The 18,088-nt window shown below is 72.0% G+C and carries 16 protein-coding genes; 7 read left to right on the top strand and 9 right to left on the bottom strand.

The genetic code is table 11. The annotated features are described in order from the left end of the window. Nucleotides 1-30 precede the first annotated feature (30 nt). A complete protein-coding gene (locus EV375_RS23995) occupies nucleotides 31-1,290 on the top strand; it encodes an ATP-binding protein (RefSeq protein WP_130301459.1) in 1,260 nt (419 codons plus the stop codon). On the opposite strand, the gene EV375_RS23990 is transcribed toward EV375_RS23995, so the two are convergent. Continuing rightward, complete coding sequence (locus EV375_RS23990; protein WP_130301458.1) at nucleotides 1,228-1,764, bottom strand: GtrA family protein; 537 nt, start codon at nucleotides 1,762-1,764, stop codon at nucleotides 1,228-1,230. The two genes, EV375_RS23995 and EV375_RS23990, sit on opposite strands and share 63 nt — an antisense overlap. A 230-nt stretch (nucleotides 1,765-1,994) precedes the next feature. Here EV375_RS23990 and EV375_RS23985 point away from each other — a divergent pair, with 230 nt between their 5' ends. The 3 genes from EV375_RS23985 to EV375_RS23975 are packed head-to-tail and all read left to right on the top strand — an operon-like array spanning nucleotide 1,995 to nucleotide 4,935. Next, nucleotides 1,995-3,191: a 5-(carboxyamino)imidazole ribonucleotide synthase gene (locus EV375_RS23985; protein ID WP_165434815.1), complete on the top strand. Its 1,197-nt coding sequence runs from the start codon at nucleotides 1,995-1,997 to the stop codon at nucleotides 3,189-3,191. Then, a complete protein-coding gene (gene purE / locus EV375_RS23980; protein WP_130301457.1) occupies nucleotides 3,188-3,724 on the top strand; it encodes a 5-(carboxyamino)imidazole ribonucleotide mutase in 537 nt (178 codons plus the stop codon). The genes EV375_RS23985 and purE overlap by 4 nt, the downstream gene beginning before the upstream one ends. After that, on the top strand, nucleotides 3,724-4,935 hold the full coding sequence (locus tag EV375_RS23975) for a dipeptidase (RefSeq protein ID WP_130301456.1): 1,212 nt from the start codon (nucleotides 3,724-3,726) through the stop codon (nucleotides 4,933-4,935). The genes purE and EV375_RS23975 overlap by 1 nt, the downstream gene beginning before the upstream one ends. Nucleotides 4,936-5,096: 161 nt before the next feature. Here the strand turns inward: EV375_RS23975 and EV375_RS23970 are convergent, their stop codons facing one another. Then, nucleotides 5,097-5,792 carry an ATP-binding protein gene (locus tag EV375_RS23970; protein ID WP_130301455.1) on the bottom strand — a complete coding sequence of 232 codons (696 nt, stop codon included), beginning with the start codon at nucleotides 5,790-5,792 and terminating at the stop codon, nucleotides 5,097-5,099. A gap of 197 nt (nucleotides 5,793-5,989) precedes the next feature. Beyond that, nucleotides 5,990-6,370: an STAS domain-containing protein gene (locus tag EV375_RS23965; RefSeq protein WP_130301454.1), complete on the bottom strand. Its 381-nt coding sequence runs from the start codon at nucleotides 6,368-6,370 to the stop codon at nucleotides 5,990-5,992. Nucleotides 6,371-6,615: 245 nt separating this feature from the next. Here EV375_RS23965 and EV375_RS23960 point away from each other — a divergent pair, with 245 nt between their 5' ends. Continuing rightward, entirely contained in the window at nucleotides 6,616-7,572 is a 957-nt protein-coding gene (locus EV375_RS23960) for an RNA polymerase sigma factor SigF (protein ID WP_130302088.1), read from the top strand. Nucleotides 7,573-7,682: 110 nt separating this feature from the next. On the opposite strand, the gene hutI is transcribed toward EV375_RS23960, so the two are convergent. From hutI to hutU, 4 genes are all read right to left on the bottom strand, one after another. Next, nucleotides 7,683-8,861 carry an imidazolonepropionase gene (gene hutI, locus EV375_RS23955; RefSeq protein WP_130301453.1) on the bottom strand — a complete coding sequence of 393 codons (1,179 nt, stop codon included), beginning with the start codon at nucleotides 8,859-8,861 and terminating at the stop codon, nucleotides 7,683-7,685. A gap of 209 nt (nucleotides 8,862-9,070) precedes the next feature. Beyond that, nucleotides 9,071-10,540 (bottom strand): formimidoylglutamate deiminase, encoded by a 1,470-nt coding sequence (locus tag EV375_RS23950; protein ID WP_130301452.1) that lies wholly within the window; start codon nucleotides 10,538-10,540, stop codon nucleotides 9,071-9,073. Continuing rightward, the gene (locus EV375_RS23945) at nucleotides 10,540-11,796 is read right to left on the bottom strand and encodes an allantoate amidohydrolase (protein ID WP_130302087.1); all 1,257 of its coding nucleotides are present in this window, start codon (nucleotides 11,794-11,796) and stop codon (nucleotides 10,540-10,542) included. The genes EV375_RS23950 and EV375_RS23945 overlap by 1 nt, the downstream gene beginning before the upstream one ends. Nucleotides 11,797-11,969: 173 nt before the next feature. Further along, nucleotides 11,970-13,646: a urocanate hydratase gene (gene hutU, locus EV375_RS23940; protein WP_130301451.1), complete on the bottom strand. Its 1,677-nt coding sequence runs from the start codon at nucleotides 13,644-13,646 to the stop codon at nucleotides 11,970-11,972. Nucleotides 13,647-13,782: 136 nt separating this feature from the next. On the opposite strand from hutU, the gene EV375_RS23935 reads away from it, so the two are divergent. After that, nucleotides 13,783-15,318: a type III PLP-dependent enzyme domain-containing protein gene (locus EV375_RS23935; protein ID WP_130301450.1), complete on the top strand. Its 1,536-nt coding sequence runs from the start codon at nucleotides 13,783-13,785 to the stop codon at nucleotides 15,316-15,318. Nucleotides 15,319-15,392: 74 nt separating this feature from the next. On the opposite strand, the gene EV375_RS23930 is transcribed toward EV375_RS23935, so the two are convergent. After that, nucleotides 15,393-16,319: a LysR family transcriptional regulator gene (locus EV375_RS23930; protein WP_130301449.1), complete on the bottom strand. Its 927-nt coding sequence runs from the start codon at nucleotides 16,317-16,319 to the stop codon at nucleotides 15,393-15,395. A gap of 124 nt (nucleotides 16,320-16,443) precedes the next feature. On the opposite strand from EV375_RS23930, the gene EV375_RS23925 reads away from it, so the two are divergent. Further along, on the top strand, nucleotides 16,444-16,647 hold the full coding sequence (locus EV375_RS23925) for a hypothetical protein (protein WP_028437030.1): 204 nt from the start codon (nucleotides 16,444-16,446) through the stop codon (nucleotides 16,645-16,647). Nucleotides 16,648-16,797: 150 nt separating this feature from the next. On the opposite strand, the gene EV375_RS23920 is transcribed toward EV375_RS23925, so the two are convergent. Further along, nucleotides 16,798-18,060, bottom strand: coding sequence for a uroporphyrinogen decarboxylase/cobalamine-independent methonine synthase family protein (locus tag EV375_RS23920; RefSeq protein WP_486588677.1), 1,263 nt, complete (start codon nucleotides 18,058-18,060; stop codon nucleotides 16,798-16,800). Between the last annotated feature and the right edge of the window lie 28 nt (nucleotides 18,061-18,088).

Raw genomic sequence — 18,088 nt, 5'->3', positions numbered from 1 at the left:
CCGCGGCGGCCCCATGACGGAGGGCGTCACGTGCGGCGCAGGCTGATCCTCTCCACACTCGCCGTCGTGCTCGTCGTCGTCGCCGTCTTCGGCATCTCGCTGATCCTCGTCGAATCCCGCTCCATCGAGAACAGCGCCCGCGACAGCGTGAAGTCGGAGGCGGTGCAACTGGTGTCCGTCGTCGAGAGCCGCATAGTCGCCGGGGAGAGGGTCTCCCCGGCGACCATGAACAACGCCGTGCCGCACAACCGTCACGTGCGCATCGAAGTGCCCGGCAAGAAGGCCATCACGCTGGGGAAGCGTCCCGAGGGCAGGGTCATCGAGGCCTCGCAGAAGGGCGCGCACGGAGAGCGCATCACGGTGCAGCAGAGCTACGGCACGGTGCAGGACGAGCTGGGACGCACGCTGTTGATCATCCTCGCGGTCGCGCTGCTCGCGGTCGCGGCGGCCGCCATCCTCGCCGTACGGCAGGCTCACCGCGTCGTGGCACCGCTCACCGATCTGGCCGAGACCGCCGAACGGCTCGGCTCCGGCGACCCCCGGCCCCGGCACCGGCGCTACGGTGTGCCCGAACTCGACCGCGTCGCCGACGTGCTGGACGGAAGCGCGGACCGCATCGGCCGGATGCTGACCGCCGAGCGCCGCCTCGCCGCGGACGCCTCACATCAGCTGCGTACGCCCCTCACCGCGCTGTCGATGCGGCTGGAAGAGATCATCGCCACCGCCGACACCGACGACCCCGACGACCGGGCCCTCGTCAAGGAGGAGGCGACGATCGCGCTGGCCCAGGTCGAGCGGCTCACGGACGTCGTGCAGCGGCTGCTCACCAACTCCCGTGACCCGCGCTCGGCTTCGGCGGTCGGCTTCGACCTCGACGAGGTTCTCAAGCAGCAGGTGGAGGAGTGGAAGCCCGCATACCGGAGCGCCGGCCGCGCGATCGTGCGTTCCGGGAAACCCGGACTGCGAGTGGTGGGCACGCCCGGCGCGGTCGCGGGAGTGCTGGCGACGCTGATCGAGAACTCCCTGATGCACGGGGCGGGCCGGGTCGCGCTGCGCACCCGCGTCACCGGCAACCAGGTCGTGGTCGAGGTGACGGACGAAGGTCCCGGCGTGGACTCCGAGCTGGGCTCGCGCGTCTTCGAACGGACCGTCAGCGGCCACAACTCCACCGGTCTCGGTCTCGCCGTCGCCCGTGACCTGGCGGAGGCGGACGGCGGACGGCTGGAGCTACTTCAGCATCACCCGCCGGTTTTCGCGCTCTTCCTCAGCCGCGAGACCGTCGGGGGGTAGGGAACCGGCGAGAATGCGGCCTGAACTCTGGCGGAACACCCATGTGCGGTACGTCCAGAAGCGGAAGACGGTCCCGATGCCGAGGCCGATGACGTTCTTCGCGATGTTGTCCGCGAGCGGCGAGGTGTATCCCAGCCCGTAGTGGGACACGGCGAGCACGGCGTTCTCGATGACGAGCGCGATCCCGCTGAAGAAGAAGAAAAGGACGGTCTCGCGCCGGATGCGGCGCTTGTCGGTGTGCCGGTACGTCCAGTAGCGGTTGCCCAGGTAGTTGGTGCCGATCGCGACGACCTGGGAGATCACACCGGAACGGATGGGCGCCAACTGCAACGTGTGGATGCACAGGTTGAAGACGGCCACGTTGACCAGGAAACCGACGGCCCCCACAGTGCCGAACTTTGCGGCTTCACGGGCGAGGCGTTCCAGCCTGGTGCGCAGTCGTCTCAGTGCGCGCGCCGCGCTCCAGTCACCCATAGTGCCGTTGCCCCGTTTCGGTCGACGTCGTCCGTCCCCCGCGCCACATGCTAACCAGCGGCCATCTGCTCCCGCAGCGCGGTCGAGCGCGGTCCGTGCCGCCGGGGGCGGCGGGCGGCGCGTCGTCCGGCCGCCTCTCCGGCGGCACGGACCGCGGCTCGTGCGAGCACTCGCGGCGGCGGCCACCACCGCCGCTTCGACCGCGGATGCGGTGCGGATACGCTGAAGCTGTGACGTTCCCCGTAGTCGGCATGGTCGGTGGCGGCCAGCTCGCCCGCATGACCCATGAGGCGGGCATCCCCCTCGGCATCAGATTCAGGCTCCTCGCGGACACCCCGCAGGACTCCGCCGCGCAAGCCGTGCGCGACGTCGTGGTCGGCGACCACCGCGACCTCGGCACGCTGCGCGACTTCGCGCGCGGCTGCGACGTGATCACCTTCGACCACGAGCACGTGCCGACGGACCATCTGCGTGCGCTGGAGGCGGACGGCATCCCCGTGCGGCCCGGCCCCGGCGCGCTGGAGCACGCCCAGGACAAGGGCGTCATGCGGGCACGCCTGGACGCGCTCGGCGTGCCCTGCCCGCGGCACCGCATCGTGCAGGACCCGGCCGACGTCGCCGCCTTCGCCGCCGAGATCGCCCTGGCCGACGGCGCGGCCGGGCCCGACGGGGCCGGTACGACCGAGGGCGCCGGCTTCCCCGTCCCCGTCGTGCTGAAGACGGTGCGCGGCGGCTACGACGGCAAGGGCGTCTGGGTCGTGCGCACGACCGGCGAGGCCGCCGTCCCCTTCAGGGCCGGAGTGCCCGTACTGGCCGAGGAGAAGGTCGACTTCGCGCGCGAGCTGGCGGCCTGCGTGGTGCGCTCGCCGCACGGGCAGGCCGTGGCGTACCCGGTCGTCGAGTCCATCCAGGTCGGCGGCGTCTGCGACACGGTGATCGCGCCCGCGCCCGGTCTTCCCGCCGACGAGGCGGTCACGGCGCAGGAACTGGCGCTGAGGATCGCGCAGGAGCTGGATGTCGTCGGGCACCTGGCGGTCGAGCTGTTCGAGACGCGCGACGGGCGTGTGCTCGTGAACGAACTGGCGATGCGCCCGCACAACTCGGGTCACTGGACCCAGGACGGCGCGGTCACCTCGCAGTTCGCCAACCACTTGCGCGCCGTGCTCGACCTGCCCCTCGGCGACCCGCGCCCCCGCGCACGCTGGACCGTGATGGCGAACGTGCTCGGCGGCGACTACCCGGACATGTACCCGGCGTACCGCCACTGCATGGCCCGCGACCCGCAATTGAAGATCCACATGTACGGCAAGGACGTGAAGCCCGGCCGCAAGGTCGGCCACGTCAACACCTACGGCGACGACTTGGACGACGTGCGCGAACGCGCCGCACACGCCGCCGGATACCTGCGAGGAACGATCAACGAATGACGAATGGAACCCCGCTCGTCGGCCTCGTCATGGGCTCCGACTCCGACTGGCCCGTGATGGAGGAGGCCGCCAGGGCGCTCGACGAGTTCGAGGTGCCCTACGAGGCCGACGTCGTCTCCGCGCATCGCATGCCGCGCGAGATGGTGACGTACGGCGAGGAGGCCGCCGCGCGCGGGCTCCGCGCGATCATCGCGGGCGCGGGCGGCGCGGCCCATCTCCCCGGCATGCTCGCCTCGGTGACGCCGCTGCCGGTGATCGGCGTGCCGGTGCCGCTGAAGTACCTCGACGGCATGGACTCGCTGCTCTCCATCGTGCAGATGCCGGCGGGTGTGCCCGTGGCGACGGTCTCGGTGGGCGGCGCGCGCAACGCCGGTCTGCTGGCCGTGCGCATCCTCGCGGCGCACGACCCCGAACTGCAGGAGAGGATGCGGCGGTTCCAGGACGAGCTGAACGAGGAAGCCACGGAGAAGGGCCGCCGGCTGCGCGGCAAGGTCGCCGCGAGCAGGACCGGCTTCGGCTTCGGAGGCAACTGATGGCGACGACGGCGGACACGGCGGACCCGGCCCTGCTGGCACGTGCACGCGAACTGCTCGCCGAACACCCCGTCGTCGACGGGCACAACGACCTGCCGTGGGCGCTGCGCGAGCACGTGTCGTACGACCTCGACAAGTGCGACATCGCGCGGGACCAGTCCTCCCGGCTGCACACCGACATCCCGCGGCTGCGTGCGGGAGGCGTCGGGGCCCAGTTCTGGTCGGTGTACGTACGGTCCGACTTCGCCGGTGACAAGGCGGTCAGCGCCTGCCTCGAACAGATCGACGTGGTACGGCAGTTGGCGGCCCGCCACCCGGAGGACCTGCGGCTCGCCAGTACCGCGGAGGACATGGAGGCGGCCCGTGCCGAGGGCCGCATCGCCTCGCTGATGGGCGCCGAGGGCGGCCACTCCATCGCCAACTCCCTCGCCACGCTGCGCGCGCTGTACGAACTGGGCGTGCGATACATGACGCTCACGCACAACGACACCATCGACTGGGCGGATTCGGCGACGGACGAGCCCCGCCACGACGGCCTGACGCGCTTCGGCGAGGAAGTCGTGCGCGAGATGAACCGCCTGGGGATGCTCGTCGACCTCTCGCACGTCGCCGCCTCGACGATGCGGGACGCGCTGCGGGTGAGCGAGGCGCCCGTGATCTTCTCGCACTCCTCGGCACGCGCGGTGTGCGGCCATCCGCGCAACATCCCCGACGACGTGCTCGCGTCGCTGCCGGGCAACGGCGGTGTGGCGATGGCGACGTTCGTGACGAAGTTCGTCCTGCCGGAGGCCGTCGACTGGGCACGGGCCGCCGAGGAGCACATGCAGGCCCACGGTCTGCACCCTCTGGAGAACGGCGAGGAGGCGGCGCGCGTGCGCCGCGCCTTCGAGCAGGAGCATCCGCGTCCATTCGCGGACGCCTCCACCGTCGCGGACCATCTGGACCACATGCGCGAGGTGGCCGGCATCGACCACCTCGGCATCGGCGGCGACTACGACGGCACGACGCTGCTCCCGGCACAGCTCGAGGACGTCTCCTGCTACCCGAACCTCGTCGCCGAACTCCTGCGGCGTGGCTGGTCCCAGGAGGACCTGGCGAAGCTGACGTGGCGGAACGCGGTGCGCGTGCTGGGCGACGCGGAGGCGGTCTCCCGCGAACTGCGTGGGCGCCGCGGGCCGTCGGTCGCGACGATCGGCGCCCTGGACGGCTGAGTCCGGCCGGTTCCGGTCACCGCTCGCCGGGACCCCGGCCGGCCGGTCACGCCGGGCCGGCGAAGGAGGCGGTACGTACCCGGAACGACCGAGACGGCACGTACGCGGAAGTCCTGTGACGCGCCGGTTCGCGCGGCGGAGCACCGGCCGCGCGGGCAGCTTCAGTTCGGAGCGGCCAGCTCCGCCCAGACGGTCTTGCCCATGCCCTCAGGGTTGCGGACCACGCCCCAGTCCAGGCAGAGCCGCTGGACGATGAACATGCCGTGCCCGCCCGGACGGCCGGCCCGGTGCGGTGTGCGCGGTGCCGGCGCCCCGCTTCCCTGGTCGACGATCTCCAGCCGCAGCACCTCCGCGCCGCTGCCGACGCGCAGTTCCTCGGGCCCGTCCGCGTGCAGGCACGCGTTCGTCACCAGTTCGGATACGACGAGCAGCACGTCCTCGGCGGCGGCCCGCTGGTCACCGGTGGCGGCGGGAAGCCAGCCCCAGTCCTGAAGCGCCTGGCGGACGAAGTCACGGGCACGGGGAACGGCACCGCTGACGCCGACCAGGCGCAGCCTGCGCACCTGGCGCATCGGACGACCCTTCCCCGCATCTCCCTGCACGGACTCGCCAAGCTGGGCGGCCCTCGCCGTCCTGCCCTGGGCGCCGGTCTGCTCCGGCTCCCCGGCTGCGCCGACGGGACCTGCCGCACCCGAAACCCTCGTCGGCCCGGACGTCCCCGATACCCCTGACGAGGCCGCGGAGAGTCCGCTGACGGCTCCGGCCCCGGTGCTCCCGGCCCCGGACGCGGCTGCCGTCGCGGGGCCCTCGGGCTCCGGTCCGCAGTCGCCCGCCGGAGACGGCCGGGTGGTGCTCATCAGTGGTTCACCTCACCGATCACCGATAGTGCCTCTCATCGCCGCGCCACGGGCAGGCGAGCAACATCACGAGTGTCTGACTGGCTCAGGAGGTCTCCTGCCCTACGAAGCCGTGGGAACACCCACTGAGGCGGACCGAGTGATGTGACCCATGTAACTTCCGCGTCGCGGGCTGTACACAGCTGCCGGAACGTGCATCACGCCTCGGCGACATTGGCCAGTGCCGAGTCGAGGTCGTCGTGGATGGTGAAGACAGCACCCGCGCCCGTGATCTCGAAGACCCGGGCGACGACCGGCTGCATTGCCGCCAGGTGGACGCCCCCTCCGGCGGCCTCGGCCTTCAGCCGGGCTCCGAGAAGGACGTTCAGTCCGGTGGAATCGCAGAACGCCAGTCCGGCGCAGTCCACCACCAGGCGGCTGCCACCGCCCGCGATCGCCTGCTCCAGCGCCTCGCTGAACAGGTCCGCGGTGTGGTGATCGAGCTCCCCCTCGGGGGTCACGACGGCACTGCCCGCCTGCTGCCGTACGTCGACGGTCAGCCGACCCCGGCTCGTAGCTCCGGGCATCCCGCGGTCCATGCACACCCCTCTTGATCGCCAAAGCGCCGTATCTTCTGCCCCCGTCAACAGACTCGAACCTTACGCCCTCACCGGCAGTACCGGTAGCCGAACAACCCACACATTGGGGCAAATTCGGACATCCGGCACTTGCCATACACGTACGTGAGCGGGTAACCGTATAGGAATACAGAAACACGTCGGCTTTGGAGGCGCCGCACCTTCGTAGTGCACGTCACGGCATCGGCTGCCATATGCCGAGAATGATGGAGGACATCGCCATGTCGCCCAGGCTCGATCCAGGGATACCGGACACCGCCACCGCCCCGGACCTCCCGGCACAACTCGGCGGAGAGCAGTTCGCCCCCGTCCAGATGCCGGAACCCACGAGCCCGGAAGCGGTCGAGGAGATCTTCGACCAGCTCCAGCTCCCGGAGATCCCACCGTACGACGAGGTGGGCCCTGTCGACGCCCGGGCCATGTCGAAGACCCTCTTCAAGCGCCTCGAGAAGCTGGACGAGGGCACGCACGAGTTCTCGTACGTGCGCAACACGCTCGTCGAACTCAACCTGGCCCTGGTCAAGTTCGCCGCCTCCCGCTTCCGCTCGCGCAGCGAGCCGATGGAGGACATCGTCCAGGTCGGCACGATCGGCCTGATCAAGGCGATCGACCGGTTCGACATGGAGCGCGGTGTCGAGTTCCCGACATTCGCCATGCCGACCATCGTCGGCGAGATCAAGCGCTTCTTCCGTGACACCTCCTGGTCCGTGCGCGTGCCGCGCCGCCTGCAGGAGCTGCGCCTGGACCTGGCCAAGGCCGGCGACGAGCTCGCCCAGAACCTCGATCGCGCCCCGACGATGGAGGAGCTCGCCGAGCGGCTCGACATCTCCGTCGAGGAGGTCGTCGAGGGCATGGCGGCGAGCAACGCCTACACCGCCAGCTCCCTGGACGCGCAGCCGGAGGAGGACGACACCGAGGGCGCCCTGGCCGACCGCATCGGCTACGAGGACAACGGGCTCGAGGGCATCGAGTACGTCGAGTCGCTCAAGCCGCTGATCGCCGAACTCCCCTCGCGCGACCGCACGATCCTCTCGCTGCGTTTCGTCGCCAACATGACCCAGAGCGAGATCGGCGACGAACTCGGCATCTCCCAGATGCACGTCTCCCGTCTGCTGTCGCGCACGCTGAACAGACTGCGCAAGGGCTTGATGGTCGACGAGTGACGTCCGCGCCCCGCGCGCGGGCCACCCGGAAGACGCGGGCGGGCCGCCCCGGTGGAGACACCGGGGCGGCCCGCTTCGTCGTGCGGCGCGGGGTTGCCGCGACGTCGCGGTCAGGGCAGGACCGGCCGCCCGTGGTGCCAGACCCGGGAGGCGAGGGGAACGCCGGGGCGGTAGGCGAGGTGGACGTGCGAGGGGGCGTCCAGCAGGACGAGGTCGCCGCGTGCACCGGGGCTGATCCGGCCGATGTCGTCGCGGCGCAGCGCGCGTGCGCCGCCCGCCGTGGCGGACCAGACGGCCTCGTCCGGCGTCATCCCCATCTCCCGTACGGCGACGGCCACGCAGAACGGCATGGACGAGGTGAACGACGAGCCCGGGTTGCAGTCCGTGGAGAGGGCGACGGTGGCTCCCGCGTCCAGCAGGCGGCGGGCGTCCGGGTAGACCGCCCTCGTCGAGAACTCGCACCCGGGGAGGAGCGTGGCGACCGTGCCGCCGGCCTGGGCGAGCGCGTCCACGTCGGCGTCGGTCAGGTGCGTGCAGTGGTCGGCGGAGGCGGCACCGAGCTCGACGGCGAGCTGGACTCCGGGGCCGTGCGAGAGCTGGTTGGCGTGGATGCGGGGGACGAGTCCCTTGGCCTGCCCCGCCGCGAGGACGGCCCGCGCCTGGTCGCCGTCGAAGGCACCCTTCTCACAGAAGACGTCGACCCAACGGGCGTACGGCGCGCAGGCGTCGAGCATGGGACCGGTGACGAGATCCACGTAGGCGGCGGGGTCGTCGGCGTACTCGGGGGCGACGATGTGGGCGCCCATGTACGTGACTTCGTCGGTGTGCGCGGCGGCCACCCGCAGGGCGCGCGACTCCTGCTCGGGAGTGAGCCCGTAGCCGGACTTGGTCTCCATCGTGGTGGTGCCCTGACGGCGGGCCTCCGCGAGGAAGCGGGCCAGGTTGCGCGCGAGTTCGTCGTCGGTCGCCGCGCGTGTCGCCGCGACCGTCGTGCGGATGCCGCCGGCGGTGTAAGGCCGCCCCGACATGCGGGCGTTGAACTCGGCCGTGCGGTCGCCGCCGAAGAGCAGGTGCGAGTGGGAGTCGACGAAACCGGGGAGGGCTGCCCGGCCCTCGGCGTCGTACGCGGAATCGGCGGCGGGCGCCTCCGCCGCGGGACCCACCCATGCCACGCGGTCGCCGTCGAGGACGACAGCCGCGTCGTGGACGAGGCCGAGGGTTCCGCCCTCGCCGCAGGCGGGGTCGTTGGTCACCAGGGTGCGGATGTTCGTGACGACGGTGCTGGTCATGTGTGGCTTCCTCGGCCCTTCTTCGACTCTTCGACGGTTGCCTCGACGCTTCCCCGCCAGGGCCCGGGCGGCTCCGGCCGGATCGGCCGGCCCCGGTCGCCGGGCCGTGCTCCCGCGGGTCGTTCCTGGTGCTTGCGGTGCGTCCGGTGCTTCAGGCCCGCCGCCCGTGGGACGGGGCCCGGCTGGACGGCCGGACGGCGGCGCCTCGGTCAGTGGAGACCGCCGATCGTCTCGGTCAGGGCCGCCGGGACGTCCGGGACGTACGCGTGCCGGCCGTCCCGCACCACGTGGTCGCCGCCCACGACCGTGTGACGGACATCGGCGGCCGACGCGGAGAAGACCGCCGTCTCCACCGCCATGCGGACGGGAGGCCCGGCCGTCCGGACCGAGTCCAGCGACACCGTCGTGAAGTCGGCGAGCATTCCCGCCTCCAGGCGGCCCGACTCGGGCCAGCCCAGCGCGGCGTGACCGTCCTCCGTGGCGGCGCGCAGAAGGTGTGCGGCCGTCCAGTGTCCGCGGGTGCGGGTGCGCAGACGCTCGTCGAGTTCCAGCGCACGCGCCTCCTCCAGCAGGTCGATGACGGCGTGGCTGTCGCTGCCCAGGGACAGCGTGGCGCCGGCGCCTTCCAGCCGGGGCGCGGGGCCGATGCCGTCGGCGAGGTCCCGTTCGGTGGTCGGGCACATGCACACCCCGACGGAGGCGTCGCCGAGGAGCTTGATGTCGTCGTCGGTGAGATGGGTGGCGTGGACGGCCGTGGTACGGCGTCCGAGCACCCCGTGGTCGGCGAGCAGCCGCGTGGGCGTGCAGCCGTGTGCCTCCTGGCAGGCGTCGTTCTCGGCCGTCTGCTCCGAGAGGTGGACGTGCAGGGGCGCCGAGCGCTCCTCCGCCCACTCCACGATCGGGCCCAACTCCCTTGCGGGGACGGCCCGTACGGAGTGGATGGCCGCTCCGGTCCGCGCGTGCCCGCCCTCGGGGACACGCAGTTGCGCCGCCCGCTCGGCCCACGCCTCGGCGGTACCGTCGGAGAAGCGCAGCTGCTGCCGGCCGGGAGGCTCGCCGTGGCCCCGGCGTCCGAAGCCGGAGGCCAGGTAGGCCGTGTCGAGGAGTGTGATGCGGATGCCGGCGTCCCGTGCCGCCGAGATGAGGGCGTGGCCCATGGCGTTGGGGTCGTCGTAGGGCTCGCCGCCGGGCGCGTGGTGAAGGTAGTGGAACTCGCCGACGCATGTGATGCCGGCCAGCGCCATCTCCGCGTAGACGGCGCGGCCGAGGGCGTAGGCCGAGTCCGGAGTGAGCCGGCCGGCGACCTGGTACATCACGTCGCGCCACGTCCAGAAGGTGCCCGATCCGACCTGCACGGTGCCGCGCAGCGCGCGGTGGAAGGCGTGCGAATGGGCGTTGGCCAGGCCCGGCAGGGTGAGGCCGCGCAACTCCACGGCGCCGGGGGGCGGTTCGCCGGCTCCGGTGCGTACGGCGGTGATCCGGCCGTCCCGCCCGGTCTCGATCACGACGTCGAGCTCCAGCATGCCGTTGAGCCACGCGTGGGTGCACCAGTAGACGTGCTCCGGTCCGGGGGAGGCCGCACCCGGGCCTTCGCGGGAGTGCGAGGGCGACTCGGGGGACGGGGGCGACTGGGAGGACGGGCGCGACGGAGACGAGGAAGAGGTCGGGGTCGGTGTCATCAGCAGGCCAGCCCTTCCAGCACGTCGGCGAGCGCTCGTACTCCTGCCACGCAGTCGTCCTCATCGGCGGATTCGGCGGGCGAGTGCGAGACACCGGTGGGATTGCGAACGTAGAGCATCGCGGTCGGGACGGAGGCGGACAGGATGCCCGCGTCGTGTCCCGCTCCGGTGGGCAGCAGCGGCGCCCCGCCCAGCCTCCGCGCGATCCGGTCGCGCAGGTCGTGGGCGAACTCCACGGTCCTCGTGCGGGATTCACGTGTGACGCTCACTTCCACGCCGTCGGCCCGCCCGCGCAGGGTCGCCCGGCCTTCGATGCCGGCGACGACGGCGGCGAGGGTCTCCTCGTCCGCGGCCCGGGAGTCGAGCCAGCCCCGCACGACGGAGGGGATGGCGTTGACGCCGTTCGGCTCGACGGCGACCTTGCCGAAGGTGGCCAGCGCACCGGCGCGCTCCGCCTCCTCCCGGGCGGCGAGCACCGTTCCGGCGTACGTGAGCATCGGGTCGCGGCGGTCCTCGAGCCGGGTGGTGCCGGCGTGATTGGCCTCGCCGCGGAAGTCGAACCGCCAGCGGCCGTGCGGCCAGATCGCCGATGCGACGCCCACCGCGTGACGGGCGATCCGGTCCGCGGCGCCGGCCCTGCCTCGCGGGCCCGCGGCCGCGAGGACTCCGGGGTCCGCGAGCGCGCGCCCCTGCTCGATGTGGAGTTCGACGAACGCGCCGATGCGGGAGAGGCGGTCGGGGTCGGGGCCGATGCCGTCCGGGTCGTGTCCGGCCCGCTCCATGGCCTGCGGCAGGGAGACGCCCTCGGCGTCGCGCAGCTCCTGCGCCTGCGCCCGGGTCAGCCCTCCGGAGCTGAGCCGGGAGCCGACGCAGGCAAGGCCGAACCGCGCACCCTCCTCGTCGGTGAAGTTGACGATTCCCAGGGGCATCCTGAAGTGGACGCCCTTCGCCCGGAGTTCGTCGAGCGCGGCGAACGCGGAGACGACGCCGAGCGGCCCGTCGAAGGCGCCACCGTCGGGGACCGAGTCGAGGTGGGAGCCGGTGACGACGGCGTTCCGGGGAGCGATGTCCTCCGCGCTTCTCACGCCGTGCCAGGCCCACTGGTTGCCGTTGCGGTCCGACTCGTAGGCCAGGCCGCGGGACTCGGCCTGTGCGCGGAACCAGGCGCGGCAGTCCGTGTCCGCTCCCGTCCACGCGTAACGGCGGTATCCGCCGCCCGCGTTGTGCCTGCCGATGGCGGCCAGTTCGCGCCACATCTCATGGAACGTGGGCGGGTCCGGCGCGGGGCTGCGGCGGTTCCCGACGTCCGGCACCGGCCTGCCGGCGACCGGCCCCCGTGCCGGGCTCCCTTCGGCACCCGAAGCGGCCGGACCACCCGGCGGGCCCGCAGCGCCCTCCGCGTCCCGCGCGTCGCCTGCGTCCCGTGCGTTCACGCGCCCGCCCCTCCTTCCCGGCCCTCCCGCATGGGCACCCGTACGCCCCGCTCGGCGGCGATCTCCTCCGCGCGCTCGTACCCGGCGTCGACGTGACGCACCACGCCCATGCCCGGGTCGTTCGTCAGGACACGGCGCAGCTTCTCGCCGGCCGTCGGCGTCCCGTCGGCGACCGTGACCTGCCCGGCGTGCAGGGAGCGGCCCATGCCGACGCCCCCGCCGTGGTGGATCGAGACCCAGGTCGCTCCGGAGGAGGCGTTGACCATGGCGTTCAGCAGGGGCCAGTCGGCGATCGCGTCCGAGCCGTCGCGCATCGCCTCGGTCTCCCGGTACGGGGAGGCCACCGAGCCGCAGTCCAGGTGGTCGCGGCCGAGCACCAGCGGAGCCGAGAGTTCACCGCTCGCGACCATGTCGTTGAATCGCTCCCCGGCACGGTCCCGTTCGCCGTACCCGAGCCAGCAGATGCGGGCCGGCAGGCCCTGGTAGCGCACGCGCTCACCGGCGAGCCTGATCCAGCGGGCGAGCGATTCGTTCTCGGGGAAGAGCTCGAGCAGCGCGCGGTCCGTCGCCGCGATGTCCTTCGGGTCGCCCGACAGCGCCGCCCAGCGGAAGGGGCCCCTGCCCTCGCAGAACAGCGGGCGGATGTAGGCCGGTACGAAGCCCGGGAAGTCGAACGCCCGCCCGTAGCCGTGGAGTTGCGCCTCGCCCCGGATGGAGTTGCCGTAGTCGAAGACCTCGGCTCCCGCGTCCATGAAGCCGACCATCGCCTCCACGTGCCGGGCCATCGACTCGCGTGCGCGCTGCGTGAAGTCGGCGGGCTTGTCCGCCGCGTACTGGGCCATGTCGTCGACGTCGACGCCGGCGGGGAGGTACGAGAGCGGGTCGTGCGCGCTGGTCTGGTCGGTGACGATGTCGATCGGGGCGCCGCGGCGCAGCAGTCGGGGCACCGCTTCGGCGGCGTTGCCGAGGACACCGATGGACAGCGGGCGGCGCTCGTCGCGGGCCTTCGTCGCCAACTCCAGTGCGTGGTCGAGGGAATGGGCCCGTACGTCCAGATAGCCGTGGCCGATGCGGCGCTCGATGCGGGAGGCGTCGCACTCGACGCAGATCACGACGCCGTCGTTCATCGTCACGGCGAGCGGCTGGGCGCCGCCCATCCCACCGAGGCCGGCGGTCAGAGTGATCGTGCCGGCGAGGGTGCCGCCGAACCTCTTGGCGGCGACGGCCGCGAACGTCTCGTACGTGCCCTGGAGGATCCCCTGCGTGCCGATGTAGATCCACGAACCGGCCGTCATCTGCCCGTACATGGTGAGGCCGAGGGCGTCCAGCCGCCGGAACTCCTCCCAATTGGCCCAGTCACCGACGAGGTTGGAGTTGGCGAGCAGCACGCGCGGCGCCCATTCGTGGGTGCGCATCACGCCGACGGGGCGGCCGGACTGCACGAGCATCGTCTCGTCGTCGCCGAGGGTGCGCAGGGTGCGGACCATGGCGTCGAAGGAGTCCCAGTCGCGGGCCGCCTTGCCGGTGCCGCCGTAGACGACGAGCTTGTCGGGGTGCTCGGCCACCTCGGGGTCGAGGTTGTTCTGGAGCATGCGCAGGGCGGCCTCCTGCGGCCATCCCCTGGCACTCAGTTCGCTGCCGCGCGGCGCCCGTACGGGTCGCGGTCCTGACATCTCCCGTGCCTCCCTGCCGTCTGCTGTCCCGACTCCCCCGACATCATTTATTCACACACTGTACGGAGTGAATAGACCTAGTCAACATCGCGGGCGGCCGTACCCCTGTGCGCTGCGGACGTGCTTGGCTTGTCGTATGCACGACTCCAGCAGCAGCCCTGCCACCACGGCCCCGGCGGCCGGATCGGCCCCCTCGGACTCCCCGTCCTCCCCCGGCTCCCGGGCCTCCTCACCACCGGCGGGCCGCGCGCCCACCCCCGGCGGAGTGGCGGTCGCCGACGGGACGGAGGTCGCCGCCCGCCGCGACCTCGCCGTACGCGCCGCCGTCGAGCAGGGCCTCGTCACGGAGGACCGGCACCCCGTCGCCGCCCTTCTCGACGTCCGGGCGATACGCGAGGCGGCGCACGCGCTGCGGACGGCCTTCGAGAACGTCTCCGCGCCCGGCCAGGAGGTTCTGCACACCTTCGCCGTGAAGGCGGCCTCGCTCGTGCCCGTCCTGCGACTCCTCGCCGACGAGGGCATCGGCTGCGAGGTCGCCAGCCCCGGCGAACTGGCCCTGTCGCGGGCGGCGGGCGTACCGGCGGGGCGGACGGTCCTGGACTCCCCCGCGAAGACCGTCAGCGAGCTGCGTGAGGCCCTCACCCTCGGCATCGCCCTCAACGCGGACAATCCGGGGGAGCTCGCCCGCCTCGACGAGCTGATCGACCCGGACGTTCCTTCGCCCTCGGCGGTGGGCCTGCGCGTCAACCCGCAGCTCGGCGGGGGCTCCATCGGCGCGATGAGCACCGCCACGGCCACCTCGAAGTTCGGCGTCGCACTGGAGGACCCGGGGGCCCGCGAATGGGTCGTACGGGCATACCGGGAGCGTCCGTGGCTGACCCGGCTGCACTCCCACGTCGGGTCGCAGGGGATGCCGCTGGAGCTGATGGCGGAGGGTGCGCGGGCCACGTACGAACTCGCCGAGGAGATCAACGCCGCCGTCGGCAGGCACCAGGTCGACACCCTCGACCTGGGAGGCGGTCTGCCCGTCAACTTCGGCAGCGACGAGATCACACCGACGTTCGAGGAGTACGCCCGGCTACTCGCGGCGACGGTGCCGGGGCTCTTCGACGGGCGGTACGGCATCGTCACCGAGTTCGGCCGCTCCCTGCTGGCGAAGGCGGGGACGGTTCTGACGCGCGTGGAGTACGCGAAGTCGGCCGGCGGGAGGCCCATCGCCGTCACCCATGCGGGCGCACAGATCGCGGTGCGCACGGTCTTCACGCCGGACGCGTGGCCGCTGCGGGTCGCCGCATACGACGCGGCGGGCGAACCGAAGGGCGCCGCCGGCGACGAGGGCGCCGACGGCGGGACCGTCACGCAGGACATCGCCGGCCCGTGCTGCTTCGCGGGTGACCTGGTGGCCCGGGAGCGGCCGCTGCCACGCCTGGAGGAGGGCGACTACGCGGCGCTCCTGGACACCGGTGCTTATTACTTCTCCAATCCGTTCGGCTACAACTCGCTGCCGAGGCCGGGCGTTTACGGCTTCACGGTGACGGAGACCCCCGGCGCGGCCGGTGGCGAGGGCACCGGGGGCGAGGTGCGGTTCCTGACCGTGCGCGAGCCGCAGTCGCTCGCCGAGATCGTCACGGAGTCCGGCGGGGCGCAGAGGGACGCGCTGCGGGACGGGTGAGCCCGGGCGCGGGAGCCCGTCCGGGCACGGCTGCCCCCGAACACCTTTGCACCGCAGGGGCGTTCGGGCGGTGCTCAATCCGTCCGGCCCCGCTTCGCGGAGAGTTCGCCCAGGAGCTCCAGGGCCGCGGCGATGGAGGGGTGGCCGTCGCTGCCGCGCCGGACGACGCTCAGAAAGCGCCTGGCGGGCACGTAGCGGCCCGTCAACGGGGTGCGTACGACGTCCAGATGGGGAGGCAGCAGCGCCAGGTGCGGCACGAGGGAGACGCCCAGTCCGTGCGCGACGAGCGTCGCCACGGCGCTGTAGTCGCGCGCCTCGTGCGTGACCGACGGCGCGAAGCCCGCGCTGCGGCAGGCCGCGAGGACCAACTGGCGTACCGAGCAGCCACTTCCGGGCATGTCCAGGATCCAGGACTCGGCGGAGAGGTCCTCCAGGGCGGTTCCCGGCTCCCCAGCCAGCTCGTGACCGGTGGCCGTGAGCAGGTCGAGCGGGTCCTCCAGCAGGGGCCGCTGGTCGAAGCGCCTGTCGTTGAGCGAAGGGTTGTCCGGCATCGCCTCGACGACCGCCAGGTCGGTCTCGCCGGAGAACAACAGGTCGAAGCAGTCGAGGGGTTCGGCCTCCCTGACCCCGACCGTCACCCCGGGCCACTCCTGCTGCATCCGCACGGCCAGGGGCGCGAGCAGCGCCGAGACCGCCGTGGGGAAACCGGCCACCCGCAGGACTCCGCTCGGCTCGCCGAGCGCGGTGGCGTGCAGCTCGGCCTCGGTGCGCTGCCACAGCTCCTCGATGGAGTCGGCGTGGCGCAGAAGGGCGTGTGCCGCCTCCGTCAACCTCACCCGCCGTCCCTGGGGTTCGAGCAGCGGTACGCCCAACTCCCGTCCGAGCTGGCGTACTTGCTGCGAGACGGCGGAGGGCGTCAGATGCACCGCCCCGGCGGCGGCCGTCACCGTGCCGTACTGCTCGATCGCGCGGAGCACTGTGAGACGACGCAGATCAATCATGTAACCGTTCTACACGGTTCAGTGAAGAAATCGAACCTGGACCTGCATGATCCGTCGCGGCAGCCTGGTTGGTGAAGGGCCTCCGGTCTCCATCGGTGGCCAAGGCGAGCGAGGAGGTTCACGCGTGTCCCACTGCCCGTACTGCGGATGGCCCGACGACCAGCCCGTCCGGGATCTCTCGCAGCACCCCACAGGTGAGGGAGTCCTCGTCTGGACGCGCTGCGCCTGCGGCTCCGTCCAGGCCAGGCTCCTCACCGCCGGCACCCTCAGGATCGTGACCAGGGGGAAGCCGGCGGAGCAGCACGCGAGGGCACGGGCCGAATGCTGAACGGGGCGGGCGGCGGCCCCTGTTGGCCGGTGCCGGGTGAACCGCGGGGGTGCCGGTGAGAGCCCCGGCCGCCCGTGCGACCGGGTCGGCCGGGCGCCCGCGCGCCCCGGCCGACCCGGCAACTCGCCGGAGGATCACCGCCCTTCAGGCTCACGCTCCGCCCCAGACCTCCTCGGCGGTCTCCACGATCAGGGCGAGCTTGGCCTTCTGGTCGTCGATCGTGAGGTTGTTGCCCTCCAGCGTCGAGGAGAAGCCGCACTGCGGGGACAGGCTGAGCTGATCGATGTCGACGTAGCGGGACGCCTCCTCGATGCGGCGCTTCAGCATGTCCTTGCTCTCCAGTTCCGGCCGCTTGCTGGTGACGAGGCCGAGCACGACCTGCTTGCCCTTCGGCACGAAGCGCAGCGGCTCGAAGCCGCCGGAGCGTTCGTCGTCGAACTCCAGGAAGAAGCCGTCGACTTCGAGACCGCCGAAGAGCGCCTCGGCGACGAAGTCGTAGCCGCCCGTGGCCACCCAGGACGAGGCGAAGTTGCCCCGGCACATGTGCGTCGTGACGCGCAGGTCGCCGGGGCGGTCCGCGAGGGCCCGGTTGATGTTGGCGATGTATGTCTCGTGCTGGTGCTCGGGGTCCCCGCCGATCTCCGCGACGTGACGGCGCTGCTCCGGGTCGTTGAGGTACGCGAGGCTGGTGTCGTCGAGCTGGAGGTAGCGGCAGCCCAACTCGTGGACGCCGCGCACCTGGGCGGCGTAGGCGTCGGTCAGGTCCGTCCAGAAGGACTCCATGTCCGGGTAGACGGTGTCGTCGATCGAGGCGCGTCCGCCCCGGTAGTGGACCATGCTCGGCGAAGGGATGGTCAGCTTCGGAGTCACGCCCTCGGAGACGGTGTCCCGCAGGAACGCGAAGGCGTCGGCGAAGATCGTCGACTCCAGGTGCAGCTTGCTGTCCACATGGGCGGAGGGCGGTGCGAACTCGATGTCGCCGTCCGCGTTGTGGAACTGCACCCGGAGGTTCTCGTCCTCGACCTTGTTGATCCCGCCGAGCGAGTAGATGAAGTCCATGTGCCAGGACTGCCGCCGGAACTCTCCGTCCGTGGCGCCCCGCAGTCCGGCCTCGCGCTGAAGTGCGACGACGTCGCGTACGGCCTCGTCCTCGGCCGCCTTCAGCCCGGCCGCGTCGATGCGCCCCGCGGCGTGGTCCTCGCGGGCGCGCTTGAGTGCCGCCGGGCGCAGCAGGCTCCCCACGTGGTCGGCGCGGAAGGGCGGAAGCGTACGCGCACCGGTGGTCCGCCCCCCGGACTGCGTCCGGGTGGTGCCCCCAGTGGTGGTGGGCTTCGTCGGCTCTGACGTCATGGGGTGTCCCTTCTCCAGGTCGGGGGACTCACCCTGCTCCGGAGTGGTCCATTCCTCAACCATGTGTTCCGCTGTCCGGAAGGACGGAGCT

This window comes from Streptomyces sp. CNZ301 (genome assembly GCF_004217425.1).
The sequence above is the reverse complement of the archived record's forward strand: the minus strand, read 5'-3'. Positions and strand labels throughout refer to the sequence as shown.

What these genes read in the sequence shown, in the direction of transcription:
- EV375_RS23990 (WP_130301458.1), bottom strand. Translation starts at nt 1,764, where the DNA reads ATGGGTGACTGGAGCGCGGCGCGCGCACTGAGACGACTGCGCACCAGG.
- purE (WP_130301457.1), top strand. Translation starts at nt 3,188, where the DNA reads ATGACGAATGGAACCCCGCTCGTCGGCCTCGTCATGGGCTCCGACTCC.
- EV375_RS23975 (WP_130301456.1), top strand. Translation starts at nt 3,724, where the DNA reads ATGGCGACGACGGCGGACACGGCGGACCCGGCCCTGCTGGCACGTGCA.
- EV375_RS23970 (WP_130301455.1), bottom strand. Translation starts at nt 5,792, where the DNA reads ATGAGCACCACCCGGCCGTCTCCGGCGGGCGACTGCGGACCGGAGCCC.
- EV375_RS23965 (WP_130301454.1), bottom strand. Translation starts at nt 6,370, where the DNA reads ATGGACCGCGGGATGCCCGGAGCTACGAGCCGGGGTCGGCTGACCGTC.
- EV375_RS23960 (WP_130302088.1), top strand. Translation starts at nt 6,616, where the DNA reads ATGGAGGACATCGCCATGTCGCCCAGGCTCGATCCAGGGATACCGGAC.
- hutI (WP_130301453.1), bottom strand. Translation starts at nt 8,861, where the DNA reads ATGACCAGCACCGTCGTCACGAACATCCGCACCCTGGTGACCAACGAC.
- EV375_RS23950 (WP_130301452.1), bottom strand. Translation starts at nt 10,540, where the DNA reads ATGACACCGACCCCGACCTCTTCCTCGTCTCCGTCGCGCCCGTCCTCC.
- EV375_RS23945 (WP_130302087.1), bottom strand. Translation starts at nt 11,796, where the DNA reads ATGTGGCGCGAACTGGCCGCCATCGGCAGGCACAACGCGGGCGGCGGA.
- hutU (WP_130301451.1), bottom strand. Translation starts at nt 13,646, where the DNA reads ATGTCAGGACCGCGACCCGTACGGGCGCCGCGCGGCAGCGAACTGAGT.
- EV375_RS23935 (WP_130301450.1), top strand. Translation starts at nt 13,783, where the DNA reads ATGCACGACTCCAGCAGCAGCCCTGCCACCACGGCCCCGGCGGCCGGA.
- EV375_RS23930 (WP_130301449.1), bottom strand. Translation starts at nt 16,319, where the DNA reads ATGATTGATCTGCGTCGTCTCACAGTGCTCCGCGCGATCGAGCAGTAC.
- EV375_RS23920 (WP_486588677.1), bottom strand. Translation starts at nt 18,060, where the DNA reads ATGGTTGAGGAATGGACCACTCCGGAGCAGGGTGAGTCCCCCGACCTG.